Genomic DNA, 21607 nt, shown 5'->3' with positions numbered 1-21607 from the left:
GGTTCAGTTAGAGAGACTGAGACTGACACACTGCTATCGGGAGCAAGCCCCTCCCACATTTGGCCTTACTGCATCCCGGCCGAGCGTAACCCCGCCAAAATATCCCGATCCAGCATGCTTATCCAACGATTGTAGTTGCGGTGGATCTTGCCGTCCTTGTAGCCCAGGTCGCGGCTGTCGCGGTAGGTGATGGCGTAGCTGTTACGGCTGTAGCGGATATCGATGGCAGCATAGAACTGGCCACGCACGGTGATCTCGGCCTGCACCAGTTGCGGGCTCAGGCGTTGCACGGTCCACTCACGTTTCTGCAGGGCGGCGACGATGGTTTGTTTCATCTTTTCTTCGCTGACCTGGCTGGTGGCCGGCAACTCATGTTGGGTGTTGAGCACCGGCTTGCTGGTGCAACCGGCGGTGGTCAGCAGGGCCAGGGTGATCAGGGTCGCGCGTAGCAGGGAAGACATTCCGTTTTCTCCAATCGATTAAAAGTCAGGACCAGCGGCGGAAGATCAACGAGGTGTTGACGCCGCCGAAAGCGAAGTTGTTGTTCATCACATAGTCGTTGTGCATCTGCCGAAAGCCCCCTTGCAGGTAATCGAGCTCGCCGCATTGCGGGTCGACCGAGTCCAGGTTGAAGGTGTGCACGTACTCGTCGCGGTTCATCATTTCGATGCTGAACCACGACTCCAGCGCGCCGCAGGCACCCAGGGTGTGGCCGAGGAAACTCTTCTGCGAGCTGATCGGCATGCGGCTGCCGAACAGGCTGCTGGTGGCTAGGGTTTCGGCGATGTCGCCCTGGTCGGTGGCGGTGCCATGGCCGTTGACGTAGCCAATGGCGGACGGTTCAAGCCCGGCATCTTCCAGGGCCAGTTCCATGGCGCGGCGCATGGTTTTCTGCTCCGGGCGGGTGGTGTGCTGGCCGTCGGCGTTGCTGCCAAAACCGACCAGCTCGGCGTGGATGTGCGCACCCCGCGCCAGGGCATGTTCCAGCTCCTCGAGCACCAGCATGCCGCCGCCTTCGCCGATCACCAGGCCATCGCGGCCGCTGTCGTAGGGGCGTGGGCTGGTTTGCGGTGCGTCGTTCTTCAGGCTGGTGGCGTAGAGCGCATCGAACACCATGGCTTCGGTGGGGCAGAGCTCTTCGGCGCCACCGGCGAGCATCAAGGGCAGCCGCCCGAACTTGATCGCCTCGTAGGCGTAGCCGATGCCCTGGCTGCCGCTGGTGCAGGCGCTGGACGTGGGGATCAAACGCCCGGTGAGGCCAAAGAAGATGCTGATATTCGCCGCTGTGGTGTGGGGCATCATGCGCACATAGGAGTTGGCGTTGAGCCCTTCGGCCACCGAGTTGAGCAGCATATTGCCGAAGGCCTTGATCTCATCGGTGCTGCCGGTGGACGAGCCACAGGCCACGCCCATGCGCCCGTCCTTGATCGACTCGTCACCGAGCAGACCGGCGTCGTGCAACGCCTGTTCCGCCGCCCACACTGCCAGGCGCGAGACGCGGCCCATGCTGCGCAGCTGCTTGCGGGTCCAGTGGGCGGGCACGACGAAATCATCAATGGGCCCGGCCAGGCGCGTGTTCAATTCGGTAAAGCGGTCCCACTCATCCATGCGCCGGATGCCACTGCGGTTGGCGCGAAAGTTGGCGGCAATGGTCCCCCAGTCGCTGCCCAGGGAGGTCATGCCGGCCATGCCAGTGACGACGACGCGCTTCATCAGCACAGGCCTCCGTTCACGGCCAGCACCTGGCGCGTGATATAGCTGGCTTCGGCCGACATCAGGAAATTCACTGCGCCAGCGACTTCTTCCGGGGTCCCCATGCGTTGCGCGGGGATCATTTTCATCAGTTCTTCAACGGGGACGTTTTCATCCAGCATCGCAGTATCGATCAACCCGGGCGCCACGCAGTTGACGGTGATCTTGCGCTTGCCCAACTCGATGGCCAATGCCTTGGCCGCGCCGATCAGGCCGGCTTTTGAAGCGCTGTAGTTGACCTGGCCGCGGTTGCCGATCAACCCGGAGACCGACGTGATACACACGATGCGCCCGGCGGCGCGGCGGCGGATCATCGGCATCATTACCGGGTGCAGCACGTTGTAGAAACCATCAAGGTTGGTGCGCATCACTACGTCCCAGTCGTCTTCCGACAGCGCCGGGAACGCGCCGTCGCGGGTCAGGCCAGCATTGAGCACCACGCCGTAGTAGGCGCCATGTTGCTCCACATCGGCTTCAAGGATGGCCTTGCAATTGGCGCGGTCGGACACGTCGAATTGCAGCACCCGCGCCTTGCGCCCCAGGGCCTCGATCTCGACCTGCACGGCGTCGGCTTCGGCGCGACCACTGCGGCAATGCAGCACGATGTCATGGCCGGCCTGGGCCAGGCGCAGGGCAATGGCGCGGCCGATGCCACGGCTGGAGCCGGTGACCAGTACGGATTCAGTCATGGCGTTTGGTCCTTCGATTCATCTAGATAGTTGGCCGCCTGGGGCGGTCGAAATACGTTCAAGCGGGCGCTGGCCTGGATACCGTCGCCGGTGAGGTGGCATTCGAACACACCCATTCCGTTGTCGTCTTCCAGGGAACGCAGGCCGTGGATATTCAGCTCGGCGCCGGCGGGAAAGTGCTCCACGTTGCACTCGAATTTGCGCGTGCCCAACAGGAAGCCCAGCTCTACCGCCTGGCCTTGCTGGCGCGCACGGCAGCCGGCATAGGCGGCGACGCTTTGCGCCATCAACTCCAGGCCGACCCAGGCCGGCAGGCTGCCGTCAGGGCGGTTGAACAGGCCGCCGGGCTTGACGGTGACGCGGGTGCGGACCTGCTCTTCATCGAACGACAGCACCTGGTCGATCAGGATCATGTCGCCCGCATGGGGCAGTAGTTCGGCAAGTGGCCAATCGATCATGGGGCCTCTGCAATTATCAGGCTGACGTTGTTGCCGCCGAAGGCAAACGAGTTGCTCATCAGGCAGGTTTTTTCCAAGGTGTCGCCGCTGCGTGTCCATTGCAAGGCGGGCAGCGCCGGATCGGCTTGGCCGTCCCATACGTGGGGTGGCAGCAAGCCGTGGCTCAGGCTCAACCAGCAAAACGCCGCTTCCAGGGCTCCGGCAGCGCCGAGGGTGTGACCGGTCATGGGTTTGGTCGACGAGCAGGCTACGCCATCGGGGAACAGGCTGGCGACCGCCAGGCTTTCCATGGCGTCGTTGTGTTGGGTGGCGGTGCCGTGCAGGTTCAGGTAGCCGATCTGCTCGGGAGCCAGCTTTGCGTTGGCCAGGGCCTTGCGCATCGCTTGCAGCGCGCCCTTGCCGCTGGGCTCCGGCGCGGAGATATGATGGGCATCGCAACTGGCTCCGCTGCCCAGCAAGGCGATCGGTGCCGGCTCGCGGCTCATCAGGAACAGCACCGCCGCTTCACCGATATTGATGCCGTTGCGGTTCACCGAGAACGGATTGCAGCGCTCGCTGGAGACCGCCTCCAATGCGGTGAAACCGTTCAGTGTCAGCTTGCACAGGCTGTCCACGCCGCCGCAGATCACCGCATCGCAGATGCCGAGATCCAGCAGGCGCTGGGCACTCATCAGTGCCCGGGCGCTGGAGGTGCAGGCGGTAGAAATCACATAGGCCGGGCCGCTCAGTTGCAGCCAGTCGGCGAGGAAATTCGCCGGGGCGCTGAGTTCCTGTTGCTGGTAGTCGTAGTCGGCGGGGAATTGCTGGTCGCGCAGGTAGTGGGCAATGCCGCGGCTGGCCTCATCGATGCCTGAGGTGCTGGTGCCGAGCACAATGCCGACCCGCGAAGGCCCGTAGGTTTGGATCGCCTGGCGCAGCTGAGCTTCGATCTGCAATGCCGCTTCCAACAGCAACTGGTTATTGCGGCTGCTCTGTTGGCCCAGCGTCACCGGCAGGGGCGCCAGCTCGCCGTGCACGGCCGCCACCGGCACCACGCGCTCCGGCACCCAACCGCCTTCGGCGCGCATGCCCGAGCAGTCGCCGGCAAACAGCCTGCGGCTGACTTCGGCCTGGCCGCGGCCAAGGGCGCAGATCACGCCGAGGGCATTGAGGTAAGCGGTCATCGTTTGAGGCCCAGCGGAGTAATGCGATAACGCAACGGCTGGGCCGCCATGTTCACGCTGAACACCTCGGAGGACTGAAAGACGATCTGCCAATGGCCCGGCAGCGTGCGCGTCAAGTCCATGGCCTGGGCGTGCGGATACAGCGCCGGCACTTCATCGGCCGAGGTCAGGGCAAACAGCAGCGCGGCGAACAACTCCCGGGCCTGGGGATTGGGTGGCAGCAAACCGTCGGCCTGCCATTGGCCATCGACCAGCTTTTGCCGGGCCAGGGGAATGCCCAGTGGGTCCATCATCGACCAGCGAATCGCGCTGCCTTCGCGTTGGATCACCAGCAACCAATCCTGGCTCTGGCCGTCCGCAAGGCGTTGCACGTGTAATTGCATCGGCAAGGCCAGGGTTGGCATTCTTTCCGGCAGCGGTGCCTGGCTGGCGCAGGCGCTCAGCAGCAATACGCAACCGATCAACAGCAGGCGCATCATGGGGCAGCATTCTCCAAAGGTTTACGCGCTACGCAGTTGACCAGGGTTTCCTCGCGCTGGCCTACCGGCGGCGCCTTGCGCAGGCCCCAGCGCTCCAGCAGGCCGAAGTCGCTGGAGCGGCTCCACCACAGGTAGGGGTACGAGACATTTTGCGGGGCAAATTCAAAGCCCTGCTCGCGGAGCATCTCCAGGTATTGCTCGGCGCTTTTCTGCACATGCATCGGGTGGCGGAACAGCCAGCGAATCACCCAGGTGTCGATATAGGCTTCGGTGGATTCGGCAAACAGCAGATAACCGCCCGGCTTGAGCACCCGATAAAACTCCTTGAGCGCGCGATGTTGCTCGACCAAGTGGTGAAAGGTCTGGTGGCAGAACACGATATCCACGCTGGCATCCGGTACCTTTAGGGTGGCGCAGTCGCTGCCGATCAACTCGACAGCCATGCCCTGGCGCTCGGCTTCTTCGCGGCTCAGTTCGAGACTGTGGGGGTCAGCATCCAGGCCGATCAGGCGTGAGGGCGCAAACACCTCCTGCAGCAACCTGAAGGATTTACCCTGGCCGCAACCGGCGTCGAGCAATACCGGCGCCAGCGGCAGCGGCTCGCTGAACAGGCTGCGCAGGTCATTGATCGCCACGCGCAACACGTGATGCTGCCAGGTATGGCTGCGCAGGAACCAGAAGCCGAACCTGGTTTCTTCGACGTAATTCTTGCTCAGGTAGTTTTTTCCAACGGCAGGACTACTCATACCACTTCACTCGCACAAATATCCGACAACATCCGCAACCGCCGCTTCGGTTCGCTGACAAACGGGTTGCGCTCATCCCAGGCGTAGCCGGCCAGGATCGCGCTGATCATGCGGCGAATCTCCGGTGAGCTGCCAGGATGGAAAATCACGTCCTGGAATGTGCCGGCATACCAGCCTTCGACGTAGCAGCGGAAGGTGTCGACACCACGTTTCAAGGGCTCGGCGAATTCGCTTTGCCAGTCGACAGTCTCACCGTTGAGCTGACGATGCAGGACCGCAGCGGCCATGCTCGCCGAACGCATGGCGATGGTCACGCCCGAAGAGAACACCGGGTCGAGGAATTCCGCCGCATTGCCCAGCAGCGCAAAGCCCGGGCCGTGCAGGGTTTTGACGTTGGCCGAGTAACCACCGATGCTGCGCGCCGGGGTGTCCCATACGGCATTGCTGAGCACGCCGGACAGGCTTGGCGTTTCGTCGATGAAGCTGCGCAGGCAGGCGTCGAGGTCGCTGTCGCGGCCATCGAAATGCGCCTTGGCCGCAACCACGCCCACTGAGCAGCGGCCATTGCTGAACGGGATGGTCCAGAACCAGATATCGCGCTGGGTTGGATGGGTGGTGACGAGGATCTTGGTGCGATCGAAGCCTGGGTGTGCGATGTGGTCTTCGACGTGGGTAAACACGGCCTGGCGCAGCGGAAAGTTCGACGGTGCTTCAAGGTCCAGCAGACGCGGCAGCACGCGACCATAGCCGCTGGCGTCGAGCACGAACTTGGCCTTGATGTGGTACTCGCTGCCGTTCTGTCGGCGCACATGCAGGTAGCGGCACTCGCCGGAGAAATCCACGCCGACAATGGTGTGGCCATAGCGGATGTCCACGCCCTGCAACGCCGCCTGATCGGCCAGCAATTTGTCGAACTCGCCGCGTTGCACCTGGTAAGTGGTGGGCTTGCCGTTGCTGAACGTGTCACCAAAATCAAACGCACTGTAGCGCTCGCCCCAGGCGAAGGCAGCGCCGGTTTTTACCTGGAAGCCCGCCGCTTGTACGGCGTCGAGCATGCCCGCTTCTTCGATAAAGTCGATACAGTGCGACAGCAGGCTTTCGCCAATCGAAAAGCGCGGGAAATGCTCGCGCTCGATGATCAATACATCATGCCCTTTGCGCTTTAACAGCGCGGCCGCGATAGCACCGGAAGGCCCGGCACCGATCACCACCACCTGGCGACGTTCCATTTCAACTATGGGCACGAGGGCTCCTTGCCGCATGGGCGATAATCGCATTCATAAGGTGTGTTTCTGCTGCCCGGCCCAGGGCGCCAGCATAAAGCTGAACGCCAGGCCGAGGCTGACCGACAGGCCGAAATTACTCACCGCCGGTGTACTGGAGACTGCCAGCAGGCCGAACGACAACCAAGTCGTCAGTGCTGCCAGCAGCGTCCCCAACAGGCTGACAGCCGGGCCGCCGATCTGCTCGCGCATCAAAATCGCATAGTCAACGCTGATGGCCGTCACCAGCAACAGGCCGAACAGGCTGAACAGGGTCAGTGGCTGGCCCAGCCAGCCGAGGCTGGCCAGGCTGCACAGCGCGGCCAGCAGCGGCAGGGCGACGATACGCAAGGCACCGCCAAAACCAAAGGGTGCAATCAGCAACAGTACAATCAGCACGCAGGACATCAACTTCAATTCGGCGGCGCTGATTTGCGTGTCAGCAAAAACCCGGTTCAAGTCGCCCAGGCGATCGACCAATTGCACACCGGGCAAGTCCAGTGCCTGCACCCGCAGTAGCGCCGGGTTGTTCAAGCCTTGCAGGCTGACCATGGCCGCGACGCCGCCGTCCACCGGGCCGAGCCACAGCGTGCGCCAGGGTTCGGCCAGCGGCCCTTGCAATGCTGCGTCGATGTCGGTGATGGGCAGCGCCTGCAACTGCGCGATTTCAGCTTGCAGGGCGCTGGCGGGCACACCCAGGTCCAGCAGCGGCTGCCAGTGTTGCGGCAGTTTGTTCAGCGCGTCCCGCAGTTGTTGCTGTTCGTCCGCCAGGCTCACCAGCTGATTGAGCGCCAGGTAACCCTCGAGCTTGTCCATATTCACTAACTGATCCAGGCGTTTGCCCAGGGCGGCTTGGCGTTCCAGCAACTGTTGCTGATTGTCGGCCCGCACCAGGAAAAACTGGCTGGTGGGCTGGAACCCGGTGATGCGCGCTACGGCCTGGGCTTCCTGGAGCAATTGCGGCGGCGCGCCGATCCATTGGCGGATATCGTTCTTGCTGTTCAGTTGCCACAGGCCCCCGGCGCAGAACAACAGTACCCACACCAGCAGCACTGAACTGGGCACGTGTTTGATCAGCGCCGTACGCATCTGCCAAAGACTTTCGGCGATGCGCAGCGGCCATTGCGCCGGGCGCAGTTCCACACCCTTGAGCAACGCCGGCAACAGGCACACGGCGCACAAATAAGCACCAACTAGCCCGGCGGCGGAGAACACCGCGATTTGCGTCAGGGCCGGGAACGGTGTCCAGGCCAATGCCAGGTAGCCGATGCAACTGGTGGCCAGGCTCAGGCTCAGCCCCGGCAGGGTCAGGCGCAACGCCGGCCAACTGCGCCAGGGTTGCAGGCTCCAGCTTTTCGACAGGTAGTGCAGTGGGTAATCCACCGCCACGCCGATCAGGCTGGAACCCAGCACCAGGGTCATCACATGCATATGCCCGAACAGCGCCACGCAGGCCACCGCGCCAAACAGCATGCCCACCATTACCGGCACAAACGCCAGCAATACGCGCCAGCGGCGGAACGCCAACAGCAGCAACAGCAGGATGCCGACGGTCGCACCGCCGCCGACCCAGGTGATTTCCCGGGTGGCCTGGCGTTGCCCGTTGGCGGCATAGAGCAAGCCGCTGGCGGCGAGCAACTGCGCGCCTTGCTCGCCGGCTTGTGCGCGACTGGCCTGAAGCAGATCCGCCACTTGCAGCGGCAATTGCATATCGAAGGCATTGCCGGTGGTGCGCGCCCGCAGCAGCACCCAGCTTTTGCCGTCGGCGTCGGCGATCAAGGCGCCGCTGCCGATATCCAGTTGCACCGAGCCGTGTTGCGGCTGACTGTTCTGTATGCGCCCGGTCAGGCCCAGCCAGTCGTCCTGGCTCGGCACCAGGCTGAAGCCGGTGAACGGGTCGAACAGCGCTTGCACCCGTTGCTGGATGAAGGCGTCGGGTTGCTCAATCAACTGCTCGCGGTCCTTGGCCGAGAGCATCGACAAGCGCCCGCGCAGCAGTTGCTCGCGCAGTGCTGGCAGGTCGGCCTGCAGGTTCCACTGCACTTTTTCAAACAAGCCGCTGGCCTGCCAGCGCTCGCCCAATTGTTGTGCCATGGCCAGCGCTTGCTGGCGGTCGGCATGCCCCACCAGCACCAGCATTTCGCGGTTGAGCGGCTCCTGCATGCGCTGTTCGGCTTGCTGTTCAAAGGCGTCCGGCGTGCTGCCGGGCACCAGCTCCATCAGGTTGGCCGACAACGGCGCGCCATGGCGCCACTGCCAGCCGGCCAGGGCCAGCACGGCCACCAGCAGGATCAGGAACAGACGCGGCAGCAGGCGCTCACTGGGCAAAGTCGTGTTGCTCCGCTGCGCTCAAGGGTTGGCTGGCCGTGCTGTCCTGCATGCGCAGCACGGTGCTGTCGCCCTGGGTTTCCAGCAGTTCGATGGTGTGCACCAGCTCGCCGCCGTCGATATTGATCCGGGTGAACACTTGCTTGAGCAGCAGCGAGCGCGGGATCAGGGTGAGCTTCCATTGCTGGGCCTGGCCTTGCAGTTGCAGTTCGAAGTCACGCTGCAAGCCGCTGCTGTCGCCCTGCAGCACCGCGAGGAACAGGCGATTCTGCTCGGCGCCGGCGCTCTTGTTCGGCAGCGGTTGCCAGCCGTTGGCGTCACGCCGGGCAATGCCTTGGGCGTTGATGCGGTAGTCCTGTTGCAGTGGGGTTTTGAGCAGCCACAGCAGGCCGTGATCCTTGGCGAGCACGAAGGTGCCTTTGCTGACGAGCGGCTGGGGCAGGGCGCGCAGGTGTTTTTCCTGGATGAAGTTGCCGTGGATGACGGAAGGTTTTGCAAGCTGGTCGCTCAACTGCTGCAAGTCGAAAGCCTGGGCATTGAAGCTCAGCAACAACGCGACCCCTGTAGGAGCGAGCTTGCTCGCGAAAAACCTGAGGGCGCTGCGCAGTGTCAGTTGGCGCGCGTTATCGTTAACGTCCATCGCGGGCAAGCCCACTCCCACAGGGGATCTCATTTCAAGGCTCTCTCTACGGCGTCGGTGAATATCTTGGGCGAGGCCAGCTGCATCTCGCGGCTGGCGATTTCCACCGCCACCTGCACGGTGCTGGCGCGAGTCAAGCGCTCGCCGCTGGCCAGGTCAGTGATCAGGTAGTTGACCTTCAAACGATTCTCCCACTCCACCAGGCTGGCGCGCACATTGAGGGTCTGGCCGAAGGTGGCGCCACGTACATAGCGTAGCTGCATGTCGATCACCGGCCAGGCGTAGCCGGACTCGAGCATCGCCGTGTAGTTATGGCCGATCTTGTCCAGCAACGCACAGCGCGCCACTTCCAGGTACTTCACGTAATGCCCGTGCCAAACCACGTTCATGGTGTCGATATCGAAAAACGGCACGAGGATTTGCGTGTCGCTGTGCAACACACCCTGACTACGCATGCAGCCCCCAGTGTTGCTCGGCGATACGTTGCAGGCACAGGCGCAGTTCGCTTTCCAGGGCGCGGTCTTCGATGACCGGCGGGAAGTCCTTGGCCAGCTCTGCGTGCATCGCGGCCAATGCCGGTGGCAGCGGTCGTGCATCCTGCGCCTGGGCGCGCAGCCACACGCCCTGGTTGGCAGCGAGCAGGGTAGCGGCGGCGACCTGTTCGGTCAGCTCCAGCACACGGATGGCGTCGCGGGCGGCGATGGTGCCCATGCTGACCTTGTCCTGGTTGTGGCACTCGGTGGAGCGTGAGAACACGCTGGCCGGCATGGTGTTTTTCAAGGCTTCGGCGGTCCAGGCGCTGGTGCCGATCTGCACGGCCTTGAAGCCGTGGTTGATCATCGCGCGGTCTTCGGGGGCGCCCGACAGGTTGCTTGGCAGGCCATGGTTGTAACGCACGTCCACCAGCAGCGCGAGCTGGCGGTCGAGCAGGTCGGCGACGTTGGCCACCAGGGTCTTGAGGCTGTCCATAGCGAAGGCGATATGCCCGCCGTAGAAGTGCCCGCCGTGCAGCACGCGTTCTGCTTCGGCGTCGATGATTGGGTTGTCGTTGGCGCTGTTGAGCTCGATCTCGATAAATGAGCGCAGCCAGTTCAGGCTGTCGGCCAGCACACCGAGGACATGAGGGGCGCAACGCAAGGAGTAGCGATCCTGCAAGCGATGCAGCGGCGCCGTTGGCGCATCAATCGCCAGGTCGTTGCGCAGCCAAGCGGCGACTTGCATCTGGCCTGGGTGCGGCTTGGCGGCGAACAGGCGCTCGTCGAAGTGCTCCGGGTTGCCTTGCAGCGCCACCACATTCAGCGCGGTGATGCGCGTGGCCAGATGCAGCAGGTAGTCGGCGCGGGCGAAGGCCAGGCAAGCAATGCCGGTCATTACCGCGGTGCCGTTCATTAACGCCAGGGCTTCCTTGGGCCGCAATACCAGCGGCTCCCAGCCCAGTTCGCGATGCACTTCGGCCGCCTGGCGACGTTCGCCTCGGAACAGCACTTCACGTTCGCCGGACAAGGTCGCGGCCACGTAGGACAGCGGCGTCAAGTCGCCGCTGGCACCCACCGAACCCTCTTCCGGGATCAGCGGCAGTACGTCGTGTTCGAGGAAGGTGTGCAGGCGCTCCAGCAGTTCCACGCGTACCCCGGACACGCCGTGACACAGCGACTGCAAACGCGCCGCCAGTACCGCCCGGGTCGCCTGGGCATCGAGCAACTTGCCCAACCCGCACCCATGAAAGGTGTACAGATGACGGGGCAGCGCCTCGACATGTTCCAGCGGCACCGCCACCACGCAGGAATCGCCGTAGCCGGTTGTCACGCCGTAGATCACGCCTTCCTTGTCCAGCAGCGAGTCGAGGAACTGCGCGCCCTTGGCGATGCGTTGGCGATACGCCACGTCATCTTGCAATTGCGTGGGCACCTGACGGTTGGCCAGGGCCAGCACGTCTTCGATGCGCAAAGGGCGTTCGCCAAAGGTTACCGGCTCAAGATGCGTCGTCATCGGTCTTCCAGAAAGGGTAAAAGTTGAACCATTGTTGGGGCGCTTGCAGGCAAAACTGGGCCAGGCGTGCGGCGTAGCGTGCGGTCCACTCGGCAATCACTTGCTCGCGGGTGCTGCGCTTCCATTCGATCAACGGCGCGAAAGGCTCGATGGTCAGGCGATAGCGGCCTTGGTGTTTGAGGCACATCAGCAGGTTCACCGGGCATTTGAGCAGGCCGGCCAGCAGCCACGGGCCTTGGGGGAAGGCGGCGGCATGGCCGAGAAAGTCCACGCGCACCGTGCGCCCGCCGTGCAGCGGTATGCGGTCGCCGGCAATCGCCAGCCACTCGCCGTCGTCCAGGCGCTGGCTGAGCAGGAGCATGGTGGCCGGGTCCAGTTCGCTGACCTGGATCAGGCGCAAATGGGTGGCGCCGGCTTCGCCCAACAGGCGGTTAAAACGCTCGGCGTGCTTGGTGTGCACCAGCACGTTCATGGTCACCTGCTCACCGATCTCCGCCAGGGCGCGGCACACTTCGAGGTTGCCCAGGTGCGCGCCCACCAGCATCTGCCCGCGTGCGCCACGCAGTTGCCCGCGCAATTGCGCCGGGTCGTCGATGTCGATCTGCTCCAGGCTTAGCTTGCCGTTCCACACATCGAGCTTGTCCAGCAGCGAATCGGCGAAGGCCATGAACTGGCCGAAGACTTTCCTGTGGGTGGGATGCAGCTCATTGCGCCCACTCCATTCGGCCAGGCGCTGCTGGTATTGCCAGGCGCTGTGGCGGGCGGTGCGGCCGAACAGGAAGAAGTAAAAAACGATGCTGTACAGCAACGGGCTCAACAAACGACGACCGAGGATTTTTGCCGCGACCGCGGTGAATTTCATCAACCAGAAGCTGCCACGTTCCTCGCGATCGGCCCAGTGCTTGGTGCTGTCGCTCATGCCTGCCACCGTCGCCACAGGATCATCGGCGCACGCACCAACATGCCGAAAAACAGCCGCGTATGCATAGCGCTGATGCGAACGTTGTCGCGGAACAAGCGAAAGTGCGACAAGCCGTCAGCCGGGTAGTGCACCTGGGTCGGCAGCCAGCGCATCGGTTGGTTGCGCCAGGCCAGGCGCACCAGGATGTCGGAGTCGAAATCCATGTGCGTGCCGATATAAGCCGAGTCCATCAAGGCCAGGGTCGGCGCCAGCGGGTACACGCGAAAGCCGCACATCGAGTCGCGGATCTGCAACGACAGGGTGTTGATCCACACCCACACGTGGGTCAGGTAGCGCGCATACAAGCGGCCTTTGGGCACGCTGTCGTCGTATTCGGGGTAGCCGCAGATGATCGCGTTGGGGTGCCGGCGGGAGGTATCGATAAAGGTCTCGACCTCACGCAAGTCATGCTGGCCGTCGGCATCCACTTGCAGGGCGTGGGTGTAACCCAGGCGCGCCGCTTCCCGGAAACCGGCCATGACCGCGCCGCCTTTGCCTTGGTTGCTGGGCAGGGTCAGCAGGGTGACGCTGTCCAGCGTCGCCAGTTGCGCCAGCACCGCTGCGCAGGCCGGGCTGCTGCCATCGTCGACCAGCAGGCAGGGCAGGCCGCTGTCGAGCAGGCTGTGGACCACCGCGGGCACGGCGGCTTCGTGGTTGTAGACCGGGATCAGGGCGCAAGGGTTATGCATGTGCAGCCTCCAGCACTATCCGTCCGCTGGAACAGGCAGCGATGCCGTTGCGGTAGGCGAAGTACAGCTTGCGGCGTTCCCGGTCAAAGCGCAGGTGCAGTTCGATTTGATCGCCTGGACGCACCAGTTGCTGGAACTTGAGCACTTCCATCCCGGCGAATGTGCCCGGCAACTCCAGCAGTTGCTGGCCCAGGTTGAATGCCCACTCCACCTGCACCACGCCTGGCAGCACAGGCGTCACCGGGAAGTGCCCGCTGAAATAGGCCAGGTCCGGCGGAACGCTCAGTTGCACGGTCCATTCGCCATCGGCTTCGACCTGCTCCAGCACTTCGGGGGCTTTTGGCCGGGGAGCCAGCAGAAGTGCTTCGATGTCGGCCTGGGGCAGCTTGCCCTGGCTGTTCAGCGGCAATTGGCGCAGCAATCGCCAGCGCCGGGGCAGAGCCAGGGCTTCGCAATGTTGGCCCAGGTGCTGGCGCAGGGTTTGGGTGAGCGTGCGCCGGCCCTGGTTGCGCAGGGCGTGCAGGCCAGCCGCGCTGAGTACCACCAGGGCACCGAGGGAGGCGCGGTTTTCCTGCACCACGCCCAGGCGGGTTTCCGCAACCCAGGGGTGGGTCATCAGCGCTTGTTCCAGCATCGGCAGGGAGATGCGTTTTTCTTCCAGCTTGACGATGCGGTCCAGACGGCCCAGCAATTCGAAACGGCCATCGGCATGGATGCGTGCGGCGTCGGCGGTCTGCTCCACATGCCCTTCGGGCAGGTATTTTGATGCGATGCGCAGCGCGCCGTCGGCATCCTGGCTCAGTTGCACATCGGCAAACGGCTGCCAGGGTTGCGCGCCCTGGCGCCAGGCGATGCCGCCGGTTTCCGAGCTGCCGAGAATTTCCGTCGGCCATTGCTGCAAGCGGTCGTATAGGCTGCCGGCGGCTTCAACCGGCAAAGCACCGCCGGAGGAAAACACTCGCGCTACTTGGCTCAGTGCCGCCCAGTCGAGGTTGTCGCCCATGCGCTTGAGCAGCGCCGGGCTGGCAACCCAGGCAAATTGTGGGTGCTCGCGGCTGGCGCGCTGCATGTCCTCGGGAAATGCCAGTTGCTGGCGCACAAAGCTGCGGCCGGCGCACAGCGGCCACAGCACGCGAAACAGCAAGCCGTAGATGTGCTGGGTAGCGACGCTGCCGATGATGCAGGCGTCTTTGAGGTCCGCCCCCCACAGGGCTTCCAGCGCCTGGACTTCATTGGCCAGTTGGCGCAGGGATTTGTCGATGCGCTTGGGCTCACCGCTGGAGCCGGAGGTACACAGGCTCAGTTGGCAGCTGTCCAGATCAAGAACCGCAGGGCTCAGTGGCGCCTGGTACAGCGCCTCGAGGTCAGCGGCTTCGGTCAGCCAGGCGTCAACGGCAGGCGCCCAGCGTTGGCGGGTCTGGGGTTGCAGGTCGGCGGGCAGCAACACGCTGGCACCGGCGCGCCAGGCGCCCAGCAAGGCAACCGCCAGGACGCCGGCGTCTTCCAGGTACACGGCCAGGCGCCGGATGCCTCGCGCCTGCAGGCCGGCCGCCAGGCGCAGTGACGCTTCCCACAGTTGGGCGTGATTCATGTCAGGCTCGGTGGTGACCGAGCGCTGTTGCAGCGGCTCAAGCAACAAGTGCTCAAGTTTCAACCCATTCATACGCGGCCTCGAAGCCTTTGTCGTACCAGCCATTCCACGGCAAACAACAGCGCCATCAGCCCGTAGGCGATCAAGCCGTTGTACAACGTCCACCAGCTCAGCGGCGCCCACAGCGTGAGTGCGGCGGCGAGCAAGCCATTACACAGAAAAAATGCACTCCACACCACGGTGACCTGGCGGGTATACACGATTGCCTTCGGCGGCAGCTGCGGGTCAGTCATGCGTGCCAGGCGCTCGACCATCGGCGGGCCGTATTTCAGGCTCAGGCCGAACAGCGCCAACATGAACGCGCTGACCAGGCTTGGGTACCAGCGCAGCCACTGCGGGTTATCGAACCAGGCCAGCAGCAGGCAGAACAGGATCACCGTCGCCGCCATCCAGCGGCTGCCCGGGCGCCGCGCAGCCGTCAGGGCGCGCAGCAGCCACAAACTGCCCAGCAACAAGCCGAACTGCCACGGCGCAAAGTGCTCGGTGCCGTAATACACAGCGAAGGGGTACAGCAGCCCCGCCAACAACAGTCCAAGGCCGATCAGCCGGCTCATGCGGCGGGCTGGACCAGACGGTACACCGCCTCAACCACGTCGTTCACAGTGCGTACGGCCTTGAACTCTTCGGCGGCGATCTTCTTGCCGGTCTGGCGCTTGATGTGGTCGATCAGGTCCACGGCGTCGATGCTGTCGATTTCCAGGTCCTGGTACAGGTTGGCGTCAAGGGTGACGCGTTCAGGTTCCAGCTCAAACAGTTCCACCAAGGCGTCGCGCAGGGTGTTGAAAATATCGTCACGAGTTTGCATGGTACGGTCTCAAGCTGCCTGTCGGGCCGTGACGAACGCCGCAAGGCTGGCCACGTTGGTGAAATGATTGCGGGTGTCCTTGGCGTCAGCATCGATCTTGATACCGTAGGTTTTCTGGATCGCCAGGCCCAATTCCAGGGCGTCGACCGAGTCCAGGCCCAGGCCTTCGCCGAACAGGGTCTGATCGCTGCCAATATCGTCGGCGCTGATGTCTTCCAGGCCCAGGGCCTCGATGATCAGCTCTTTTATCTCGTGCTCAAGGCGGTGTTGGTCGCTCATCTTCGGCGAGCTCCTTAATGAAATAGTGATGCAGGTAATCGTTGAGCTTGCGTGAAGCCTGGGGCGCGGGGCCGAGCGCGGCAAACGCTTGTGGCTCTATATCGGCTCCCACGCGCAAACTGAAGTGGAATCGACGTTTGGGAATGCGATACCAGGGTTCGGCCTTGGTCAGGGTCGTGGGGCTGACCTTGATCACCACCGGGGTGATGATTGTCGCACCGCGCAGGGCAATGGCTGCGCCACCGCGATGAAAGGCAGGCGCCGCGCCGGGCGTGGTGCGGGTGCCTTCGGGAAAGATGATCAGGGTCTGGCCGGCGCGCAGGGCGTCGGCAGCCGCATCGAGCATGTCGGCGCTGCCGTCGTTGCTGATATAGCCGGCATCGCGCACCGGCCCGCGGGTGAACGGGTTCTGGAACAGGCTCTGCTTGACCACGCAGTTGGTCTGGCGCATCAGGCCGATCAGGAACACCACGTCGATCAGCGACGGGTGGTTGGCGACGATCATCTGCCCGGGGCGCCCGAGCTTTTCGGCGCCCTCGACGCTGAAAGTGAGGATGCCCAGGGATTTCATCAAGCGGATAAAGAACCAGAACAGGCAACTGATGGTGTGGCGTGCGCGCTTCTGGTGCTGCGTGGCGTCGCCCGGCAGGCAATTAAGCAGCGGAAACACCAGCAAACGCAGGCACAACCCGCCCACGCCGAACAGGAAAAAGCTCGCGGCGGTGGCGAACAGGCGCCAGTAGTAGGCGTCCCGAGGCTTGTCGGTCAGGGCTTGCGTTGCCAGTTCCATACGCGGTTCTTCCAGGCATGTTGGCAGGCGCCCTGTTCGGTCAACAGGGTGCGCAGCAGGTTCAGGGCATGGGGCCACTGGGCGGTGGTGGTGGGTTGGACAGTGGCGCTGGTAAGTTCCAACTGCCACTCGTCGCCCGGGGTCAGCAACAGGCCGAGGGCGTAGGGGAACGGCACGTCATCGATCCAACCGGCGTAGGCTTCGGGCGGCTGTTCTTCGGTGATCACCAGCAGCACCTCCGGGGCCCCTTCATTGAGCAGTGCGGCGGCTTCGAGCAGGCCGTGCTCCAGGCCATCGCCTGCGGCGGCGAGGGCGGTCATTTCACTGGTTTCATTGCGCAGGATCGACCACAGGCCAATCACTGCGTTGTGCACCGACAGGCTGAACTGGGTTGGCGACAGCGGCTGGTCGTTGGCCAGGTCGCTGAGGATATCGAGGGTGCGCGGGGTTTCGCCGTGCCGGGAGATAAACACCAGGGGCAAATCCTGCAAACCCTCGGCCAATGGCCAGCCCACGCTGAAAGCCATGCGCGCCAGGCGGCTGAGGCGGCGGCGTTGCATCGCTGGCAAAAATGACACATCCGGCGAGGCTTCACTGACAGGCAGCAACACCGGGGCCCGGCACCAGGCGTGCCAGTCGTCCGCGGTCTCCAGGCCAGGAGCCCAGGCGCGCCATTGGGCGATGTTGAAGTTGATCACTGAGAAGTTATCCCGCCCCTGCGGGCTTCCATGTGCGGCCGGTAGCCCCGAATACCGGGACAGGCAGCGATGGCCGAATGGCGCGCATTATCCCGGTGCCGTGGGGTTCTAGCAAACTTTGGTAAAGAATTGTTCAAGTCTGATTACAAATGAGTGGGCAGGAATGACAGATTGTCTCTTACCCGGGGGCGACTTGGATTGTCGGACCGCTCCTATTCATTTGTGCGTGATGTACTAAGGCTTACCGGTAATGCAGCAGTGCATGGATGAACGAGGTAGCTAACGGGCGCTTTTGCGCTCTACACTCGGGCATTCATTGATACACGGAGGTTTTTCCATGCGGCGCGTGGTGTTCAATCAGAAAGGCGGGGTTGGCAAGTCCAGCATCGCCTGCAACCTGGCGGCCGTCAGCGCCAGCGAAGGTTACCGGACCCTGTTGGTGGACCTCGATGCACAAGCCAACTCGACCCAATACCTCACCGGCTTGACCGGCGACGATATTCCCATGGGAATCGCCGACTTTTTCAAGCAAACCCTGTCTTCCGGGCCGTTTTCCAAGAAGAACAAGGTGGATATCTACGAAACGCCGTTCGACAACCTGCACGTGATCACCGCCACTGCCGAGCTGGCAGACCTGCAGCCCAAGCTCGAAGCCAAGCACAAGATCAACAAGCTGCGAAAGCTGCTGGATGAGTTGAGCGAGGATTACGACCGGATTTACCTCGATACGCCACCCGCGTTGAACTTCTATGCGGTTTCTGCGCTGATTGCGGCTGATCGTGTGCTGATCCCCTTCGATTGCGACAGCTTTTCACGCCAGGCCCTGTATGGCCTGCTGGCGGAAATCGAGGAACTGAAGGAAGACCATAACGAAGGCCTGGAAGTGGAAGGTATCGTGGTTAACCAGTTTCAGGCCCGGGCCAGCCTGCCGCAGCAGATCCTGGATGAACTGATTGCCGAAGGGCTGCCGGTGCTGCCGGTGTACCTGGCCAGCTCGGTGCGCATGCGCGAGTCGCACCAGGAGAGCAAGCCGCTGATCCACCTGGACCCTCGGCACAAGCTGACCCAGCAGTTTGTGGAGTTGCACAACCTGCTGGAAAACGCCTGATCTCAAGTGCCACACAGATCCAATGTGGGAGGGGGCTTGCTCCCGATTGCGGTACGTCAGTCAGTACATATTTGGCTGATACACCGCTATCGGGGGCAAGCCCCCTCCCACATTTGGATGGTATTCCAATGAATCGTCCCACAGAGGCTGTAGGACCGGTCTGGCAATAGGGCTTGTGCCTTGTAACCTTGCCTACAGCTACGCCAGAATCGGCCGGCTTGTGCGTCTGGATAGGCGTCTCTAAGGTTTGCCGGTCGCTGAATGTTCAGTGATCGGGTTTAGTAGCCCAACCGACCAAAGCATTTGTACCGCTCCAAAAGCATGGCGTTTATCGCCTATCTGATGGTGGCTGTATGCAGGGCACCTTCGGGTGCGCCGGTCTTTGCTTTGTTCCCCGGTCTACTAACCTGCGTACAGCTGCCACCCTTCGTTTAGTAGCGAAACGGTAGTGGCCCTATCAGGGAACAAATGCATGTCTATCAGTCTTTTCAATGTGTCGCCCAACCTGCCCACCGAAGCTCTAGTTCTCAACAGCTACGAAACCTTCTCCTCCGTGCGCACGCTATTACTCAACTTGTCCAACGACCTCACCGGCGAGCACCGCGACGTAGCCCTGGCCATTCACCAATTAAGCGAACTGGGCGTCATGCTGGTCGCCCAGATGATGGACCGCGAAGCCCCACTACCCCAAAGCTGAAACACGGTCAAAAATGTGGGAGGGGGCTTGCTCCCGATGGCGGTGTATCAGTCACCTGATAAGTTGACTGGCCCACTGCTATCGGGAGCAAGCCCCCTCCCACACTGTCCTGCGGTGTTCTGAAGGGGGGTTACACCCCCTGACTACGCAACCAGCTCATCAACTGCGGCAACGGAAACGCCCCACTCTGGCGCGCCACTTCTCGACCGTTCTTGAACAGAATCAAACTGGGAATCGAACGAATCTCCAACTGCGCCGACAGCTGCTGATTGGCCTCGCTGTCCAGCTTCGCCAACCGGCACTTGCCTTCAAGCTGCCCGGCGGCCTGCTCAAATACCGGCGCAAACGACTTGCACGGCCCGCACCAAGCCGCCCACACATCCACCAGCAACGGCAAATCGCCCTTGATCTGGCTGGCGTAGTCGCCTTGTTTCAATTCAAAGGGCTTGTTCAACAACACCGGCTGTTTGCAGCGCCCGCATTTGGGCGCATCACCCAGGCGTTCGCCGGGGATGCGGTTGAGACCGTTGCAATGTGGGCAGGGGATTACAAGAGTTTCGGACATCGGGGGCTCCTTGGGGGCGGCTATTGGCTTCAATCTGGTGTCGGCGACGCGGTTTATCAACACTCGATAAAAAGGACAAAGCATGAACGACGCTTTGAAACTGGCCATTGAACATTGGCCTTACGTTGCAACGCTGCTGCGCAAACCCCAAACCGAGGATGATTATGACGCCCTGGTCGAGGCGATTGATGAGCTGCTCGATATCATAGGAGAAGATGAAGACCATCCAATGGGTGGGCTACTGGACATCATTTCTGACTGGGTGGAGGCCTATGATCTGGAGCATCAGCGTATGCCTCAGATCTGATGAGCCTATTCACCGCAGAATAATTCCATTGTCTTTGGGGCTTACGATGAACAACTAATCTCCAAATGCTTGCCCCAATCCGGCGGCCGCTGCGCGTATTGTTCCATCCCCGCTTGTTCCTCAAACGGTTTGGAAAGCACCTCATGCAGCCGTCGCACTTCGCTGTAGTCCCCCGCCTCGGCGGCGGCGATGGCGTTTTGTGCCAGGTAGTTGCGCAGGATGTACAGCGGGTTCACCGCATGCATGCGCTCACGGCGTTGCTGCTGGGCGTAGTCCCCATCCCGCGCAATACGGGCTTTGTATCGCTCGGCCCAGGCATCGAACCCGGCCAGGTCGACAAAGTCATCGCGCAACCGCTTCACTGCAAGCTCCGCGGACTCATCGCCCAGCCGCCGGAAGAACAGCGTGTAGTCCACGCCGCTGTTCTGCATCAGCTTGAGCAAGCCCTCCACCAGTTTCTGGTCATCGTCTTCGGCAGTGGTCAGCCCCAGCCGGCGGCGCATCAGGTCCAGGTAGTGGGCCTGGTAGAACGGCAAGTACAGGCCAAGCGCTTCTTTCAAGGCGTCAACACTGATAAACGGCGTAAGCGCCTGGGCCAGCGCGCTGAGGTTCCACTGTCCGATCGGCACCTGGTTGCTGAAGGAATAACGCCCTTCATGATCCGAATGGTTGCAGATGAAGTGCGCATCAAAGTCGTCAAGGAACGCAAACGGCCCGAAGTCGAAGGTGATGCCGAGGATCGACATGTTGTCGGTGTTCATCACGCCATGGCAAAAGCCATAAGCCTGCCATTTGGCGATCATCTCGGCATTGCGCTCGACGATTTCGCGGAACATCGCCAGGTACGGCTCAGGCTGCTCGCGGCACTCGGGGTAATGCAGGTTCAGCACGTGCTCGGCCAGCTCGGCCTGCTGTTCGGGCTTCTTGGTGTAGTAGAAGTACTCAAAATGCCCGAAGCGGATATGACTCTGGGCCAGGCGCAGAACCATGGCGCCACGTTCCTGTTTTTCACGCCATACCGGGGTGCTCGAGCCGATCACACACAGCGCGCGGCTGCTGGGGATGCCCAGCGCATGCAGGGCTTCGGAGGCGAGGAATTCACGAATTGAAGAGCGCAACACGGCACGCCCGTCGCCCATGCGCGAGTAAGGCGTCATGCCAGCGCCCTTGAGGTGCAAATCCCAATGTTCGCCGGCCTGGTTGTACACCTCGCCCAGCAGCAGACCGCGGCCATCGCCCAATTGCGGGGTGTAGCCGCCGAATTGATGCCCGGAATAGACCATCGCCCGCGGTTCTGCCTCGGCCCACAGCTTGTGGCCGCCAAACAGTTCGGCAAATACCGGTGTTTCGGCCACGGCCGGGTCGAGGTCCAGCAGGGCCATGGCGGCCTTGCTTGCCACCACCAGGCGCGGTTCGTCCAGCGGCTCTGGCAATACGTGGGTTGAGAACGCGTCGCCCAGGCGTGCGAAGCGGTTGTCGAAGGTCAGTTCGTCGAGGGCTTTCACCGGCCATCTCCAGCAGAATGTCCGAGTATTCTGCTGGGGATAGGGC

24 protein-coding genes and 1 pseudogene are annotated in these 21607 nt (G+C 62.6%); 3 read left to right on the top strand and 22 right to left on the bottom strand.

What is annotated here, in order from left to right; genetic code table 11:
- Positions 1–65: 65 nt before the first annotated feature.
- Genes NMB39_RS26635 through NMB39_RS26540 form a run of 20 tightly spaced genes read right to left on the bottom strand, consistent with a single transcriptional unit; the run spans position 66 to position 17379 of the window.
- Positions 66–461, bottom strand: a complete 396-nt coding sequence (locus NMB39_RS26635; RefSeq protein WP_494339856.1) for a hypothetical protein — start codon at positions 459–461, stop codon at positions 66–68.
- Between the two features lie 25 nt (positions 462–486).
- Positions 487–1713 (bottom strand): beta-ketoacyl-ACP synthase, encoded by a 1227-nt coding sequence (locus NMB39_RS26630; RefSeq protein WP_057023497.1) that lies wholly within the window; start codon positions 1711–1713, stop codon positions 487–489.
- Positions 1713–2441, bottom strand: coding sequence for a 3-oxoacyl-ACP reductase FabG (fabG, locus tag NMB39_RS26625; RefSeq protein ID WP_057023496.1), 729 nt, complete (start codon positions 2439–2441; stop codon positions 1713–1715). The genes NMB39_RS26630 and fabG overlap by 1 nt, the downstream gene beginning before the upstream one ends.
- Complete coding sequence (locus tag NMB39_RS26620) at positions 2438–2899, bottom strand: hotdog family protein (protein WP_046070571.1); 462 nt, start codon at positions 2897–2899, stop codon at positions 2438–2440. Before NMB39_RS26620 ends, fabG begins: the two co-directional genes overlap by 4 nt.
- Complete coding sequence (locus tag NMB39_RS26615; RefSeq protein WP_464005937.1) at positions 2896–4062, bottom strand: beta-ketoacyl-[acyl-carrier-protein] synthase family protein; 1167 nt, start codon at positions 4060–4062, stop codon at positions 2896–2898. Before NMB39_RS26615 ends, NMB39_RS26620 begins: the two co-directional genes overlap by 4 nt.
- Positions 4059–4541, bottom strand: coding sequence for a hypothetical protein (locus NMB39_RS26610; RefSeq protein ID WP_494339857.1), 483 nt, complete (start codon positions 4539–4541; stop codon positions 4059–4061). Before NMB39_RS26610 ends, NMB39_RS26615 begins: the two co-directional genes overlap by 4 nt.
- Positions 4538–5287 (bottom strand): class I SAM-dependent methyltransferase, encoded by a 750-nt coding sequence (locus NMB39_RS26605; protein ID WP_057023493.1) that lies wholly within the window; start codon positions 5285–5287, stop codon positions 4538–4540. Before NMB39_RS26605 ends, NMB39_RS26610 begins: the two co-directional genes overlap by 4 nt.
- On the bottom strand, positions 5284–6531 hold the full coding sequence (locus NMB39_RS26600) for an NAD(P)/FAD-dependent oxidoreductase (RefSeq protein ID WP_057023492.1): 1248 nt from the start codon (positions 6529–6531) through the stop codon (positions 5284–5286). Before NMB39_RS26600 ends, NMB39_RS26605 begins: the two co-directional genes overlap by 4 nt.
- 33 nt (positions 6532–6564) lie before the next feature.
- Complete coding sequence (locus NMB39_RS26595) at positions 6565–8877, bottom strand: MMPL family transporter (RefSeq protein ID WP_494339858.1); 2313 nt, start codon at positions 8875–8877, stop codon at positions 6565–6567.
- On the bottom strand, positions 8867–9517 hold the full coding sequence (locus tag NMB39_RS26590; RefSeq protein ID WP_494340565.1) for an outer membrane lipoprotein carrier protein LolA: 651 nt from the start codon (positions 9515–9517) through the stop codon (positions 8867–8869). Before NMB39_RS26590 ends, NMB39_RS26595 begins: the two co-directional genes overlap by 11 nt.
- 29 nt (positions 9518–9546) lie before the next feature.
- Entirely contained in the window at positions 9547–9972 is a 426-nt protein-coding gene (locus tag NMB39_RS26585) for an acyl-CoA thioesterase (RefSeq protein ID WP_494339859.1), read from the bottom strand.
- Positions 9965–11506 (bottom strand): HAL/PAL/TAL family ammonia-lyase, encoded by a 1542-nt coding sequence (locus NMB39_RS26580; protein ID WP_494339860.1) that lies wholly within the window; start codon positions 11504–11506, stop codon positions 9965–9967. Before NMB39_RS26580 ends, NMB39_RS26585 begins: the two co-directional genes overlap by 8 nt.
- Positions 11490–12425 carry a lysophospholipid acyltransferase family protein gene (locus NMB39_RS26575; RefSeq protein WP_494339861.1) on the bottom strand — a complete coding sequence of 312 codons (936 nt, stop codon included), beginning with the start codon at positions 12423–12425 and terminating at the stop codon, positions 11490–11492. Before NMB39_RS26575 ends, NMB39_RS26580 begins: the two co-directional genes overlap by 17 nt.
- Positions 12422–13156, bottom strand: a complete 735-nt coding sequence (locus tag NMB39_RS26570; RefSeq protein ID WP_494339862.1) for a glycosyltransferase family 2 protein — start codon at positions 13154–13156, stop codon at positions 12422–12424. The genes NMB39_RS26575 and NMB39_RS26570 overlap by 4 nt, the downstream gene beginning before the upstream one ends.
- Entirely contained in the window at positions 13149–14819 is a 1671-nt protein-coding gene (locus NMB39_RS26565) for an ApeI family dehydratase (RefSeq protein ID WP_057023485.1), read from the bottom strand. Before NMB39_RS26565 ends, NMB39_RS26570 begins: the two co-directional genes overlap by 8 nt.
- Entirely contained in the window at positions 14816–15361 is a 546-nt protein-coding gene (locus tag NMB39_RS26560; protein WP_057023484.1) for a COG4648 family protein, read from the bottom strand. The genes NMB39_RS26565 and NMB39_RS26560 overlap by 4 nt, the downstream gene beginning before the upstream one ends.
- A complete protein-coding gene (locus NMB39_RS26555; protein ID WP_003209389.1) occupies positions 15358–15612 on the bottom strand; it encodes an acyl carrier protein in 255 nt (84 codons plus the stop codon). Before NMB39_RS26555 ends, NMB39_RS26560 begins: the two co-directional genes overlap by 4 nt.
- A gap of 9 nt (positions 15613–15621) precedes the next feature.
- On the bottom strand, positions 15622–15891 hold the full coding sequence (locus NMB39_RS26550; RefSeq protein ID WP_043047212.1) for a phosphopantetheine-binding protein: 270 nt from the start codon (positions 15889–15891) through the stop codon (positions 15622–15624).
- Complete coding sequence (locus NMB39_RS26545; protein ID WP_057023483.1) at positions 15869–16681, bottom strand: lysophospholipid acyltransferase family protein; 813 nt, start codon at positions 16679–16681, stop codon at positions 15869–15871. The genes NMB39_RS26550 and NMB39_RS26545 overlap by 23 nt, the downstream gene beginning before the upstream one ends.
- A complete protein-coding gene (locus NMB39_RS26540) occupies positions 16657–17379 on the bottom strand; it encodes a beta-ketoacyl synthase chain length factor (protein ID WP_306956898.1) in 723 nt (240 codons plus the stop codon). Before NMB39_RS26540 ends, NMB39_RS26545 begins: the two co-directional genes overlap by 25 nt.
- A gap of 337 nt (positions 17380–17716) precedes the next feature.
- On the opposite strand from NMB39_RS26540, the gene NMB39_RS26535 reads away from it, so the two are divergent.
- Positions 17717–18487, top strand: coding sequence for a ParA family protein (locus tag NMB39_RS26535; protein WP_057023481.1), 771 nt, complete (start codon positions 17717–17719; stop codon positions 18485–18487).
- 472 nt (positions 18488–18959) lie between these two features.
- Positions 18960–19184: a DUF6124 family protein gene (locus NMB39_RS26530; RefSeq protein WP_043047208.1), complete on the top strand. Its 225-nt coding sequence runs from the start codon at positions 18960–18962 to the stop codon at positions 19182–19184.
- A gap of 130 nt (positions 19185–19314) precedes the next feature.
- On the opposite strand, the gene trxC is transcribed toward NMB39_RS26530, so the two are convergent.
- Positions 19315–19749: a thioredoxin TrxC gene (gene trxC / locus NMB39_RS26525; protein WP_124399081.1), complete on the bottom strand. Its 435-nt coding sequence runs from the start codon at positions 19747–19749 to the stop codon at positions 19315–19317.
- A gap of 82 nt (positions 19750–19831) precedes the next feature.
- On the opposite strand from trxC, the pseudogene NMB39_RS26520 reads away from it, so the two are divergent.
- Positions 19832–20047, top strand: a pseudogene (locus NMB39_RS26520) (hypothetical protein); the annotation flags it as partial.
- 50 nt (positions 20048–20097) lie between these two features.
- Here NMB39_RS26520 and selO read toward each other — a convergent pair.
- Entirely contained in the window at positions 20098–21561 is a 1464-nt protein-coding gene (selO, locus tag NMB39_RS26515) for a protein adenylyltransferase SelO (RefSeq protein ID WP_494339863.1), read from the bottom strand.
- Between the last annotated feature and the right edge of the window lie 46 nt (positions 21562–21607).

It is taken from the genome of Pseudomonas sp. FBCC-B545 (assembly GCF_059134095.1).
The sequence above is the reverse complement of the archived record's forward strand: the minus strand, read 5'-3'. Positions and strand labels throughout refer to the sequence as shown.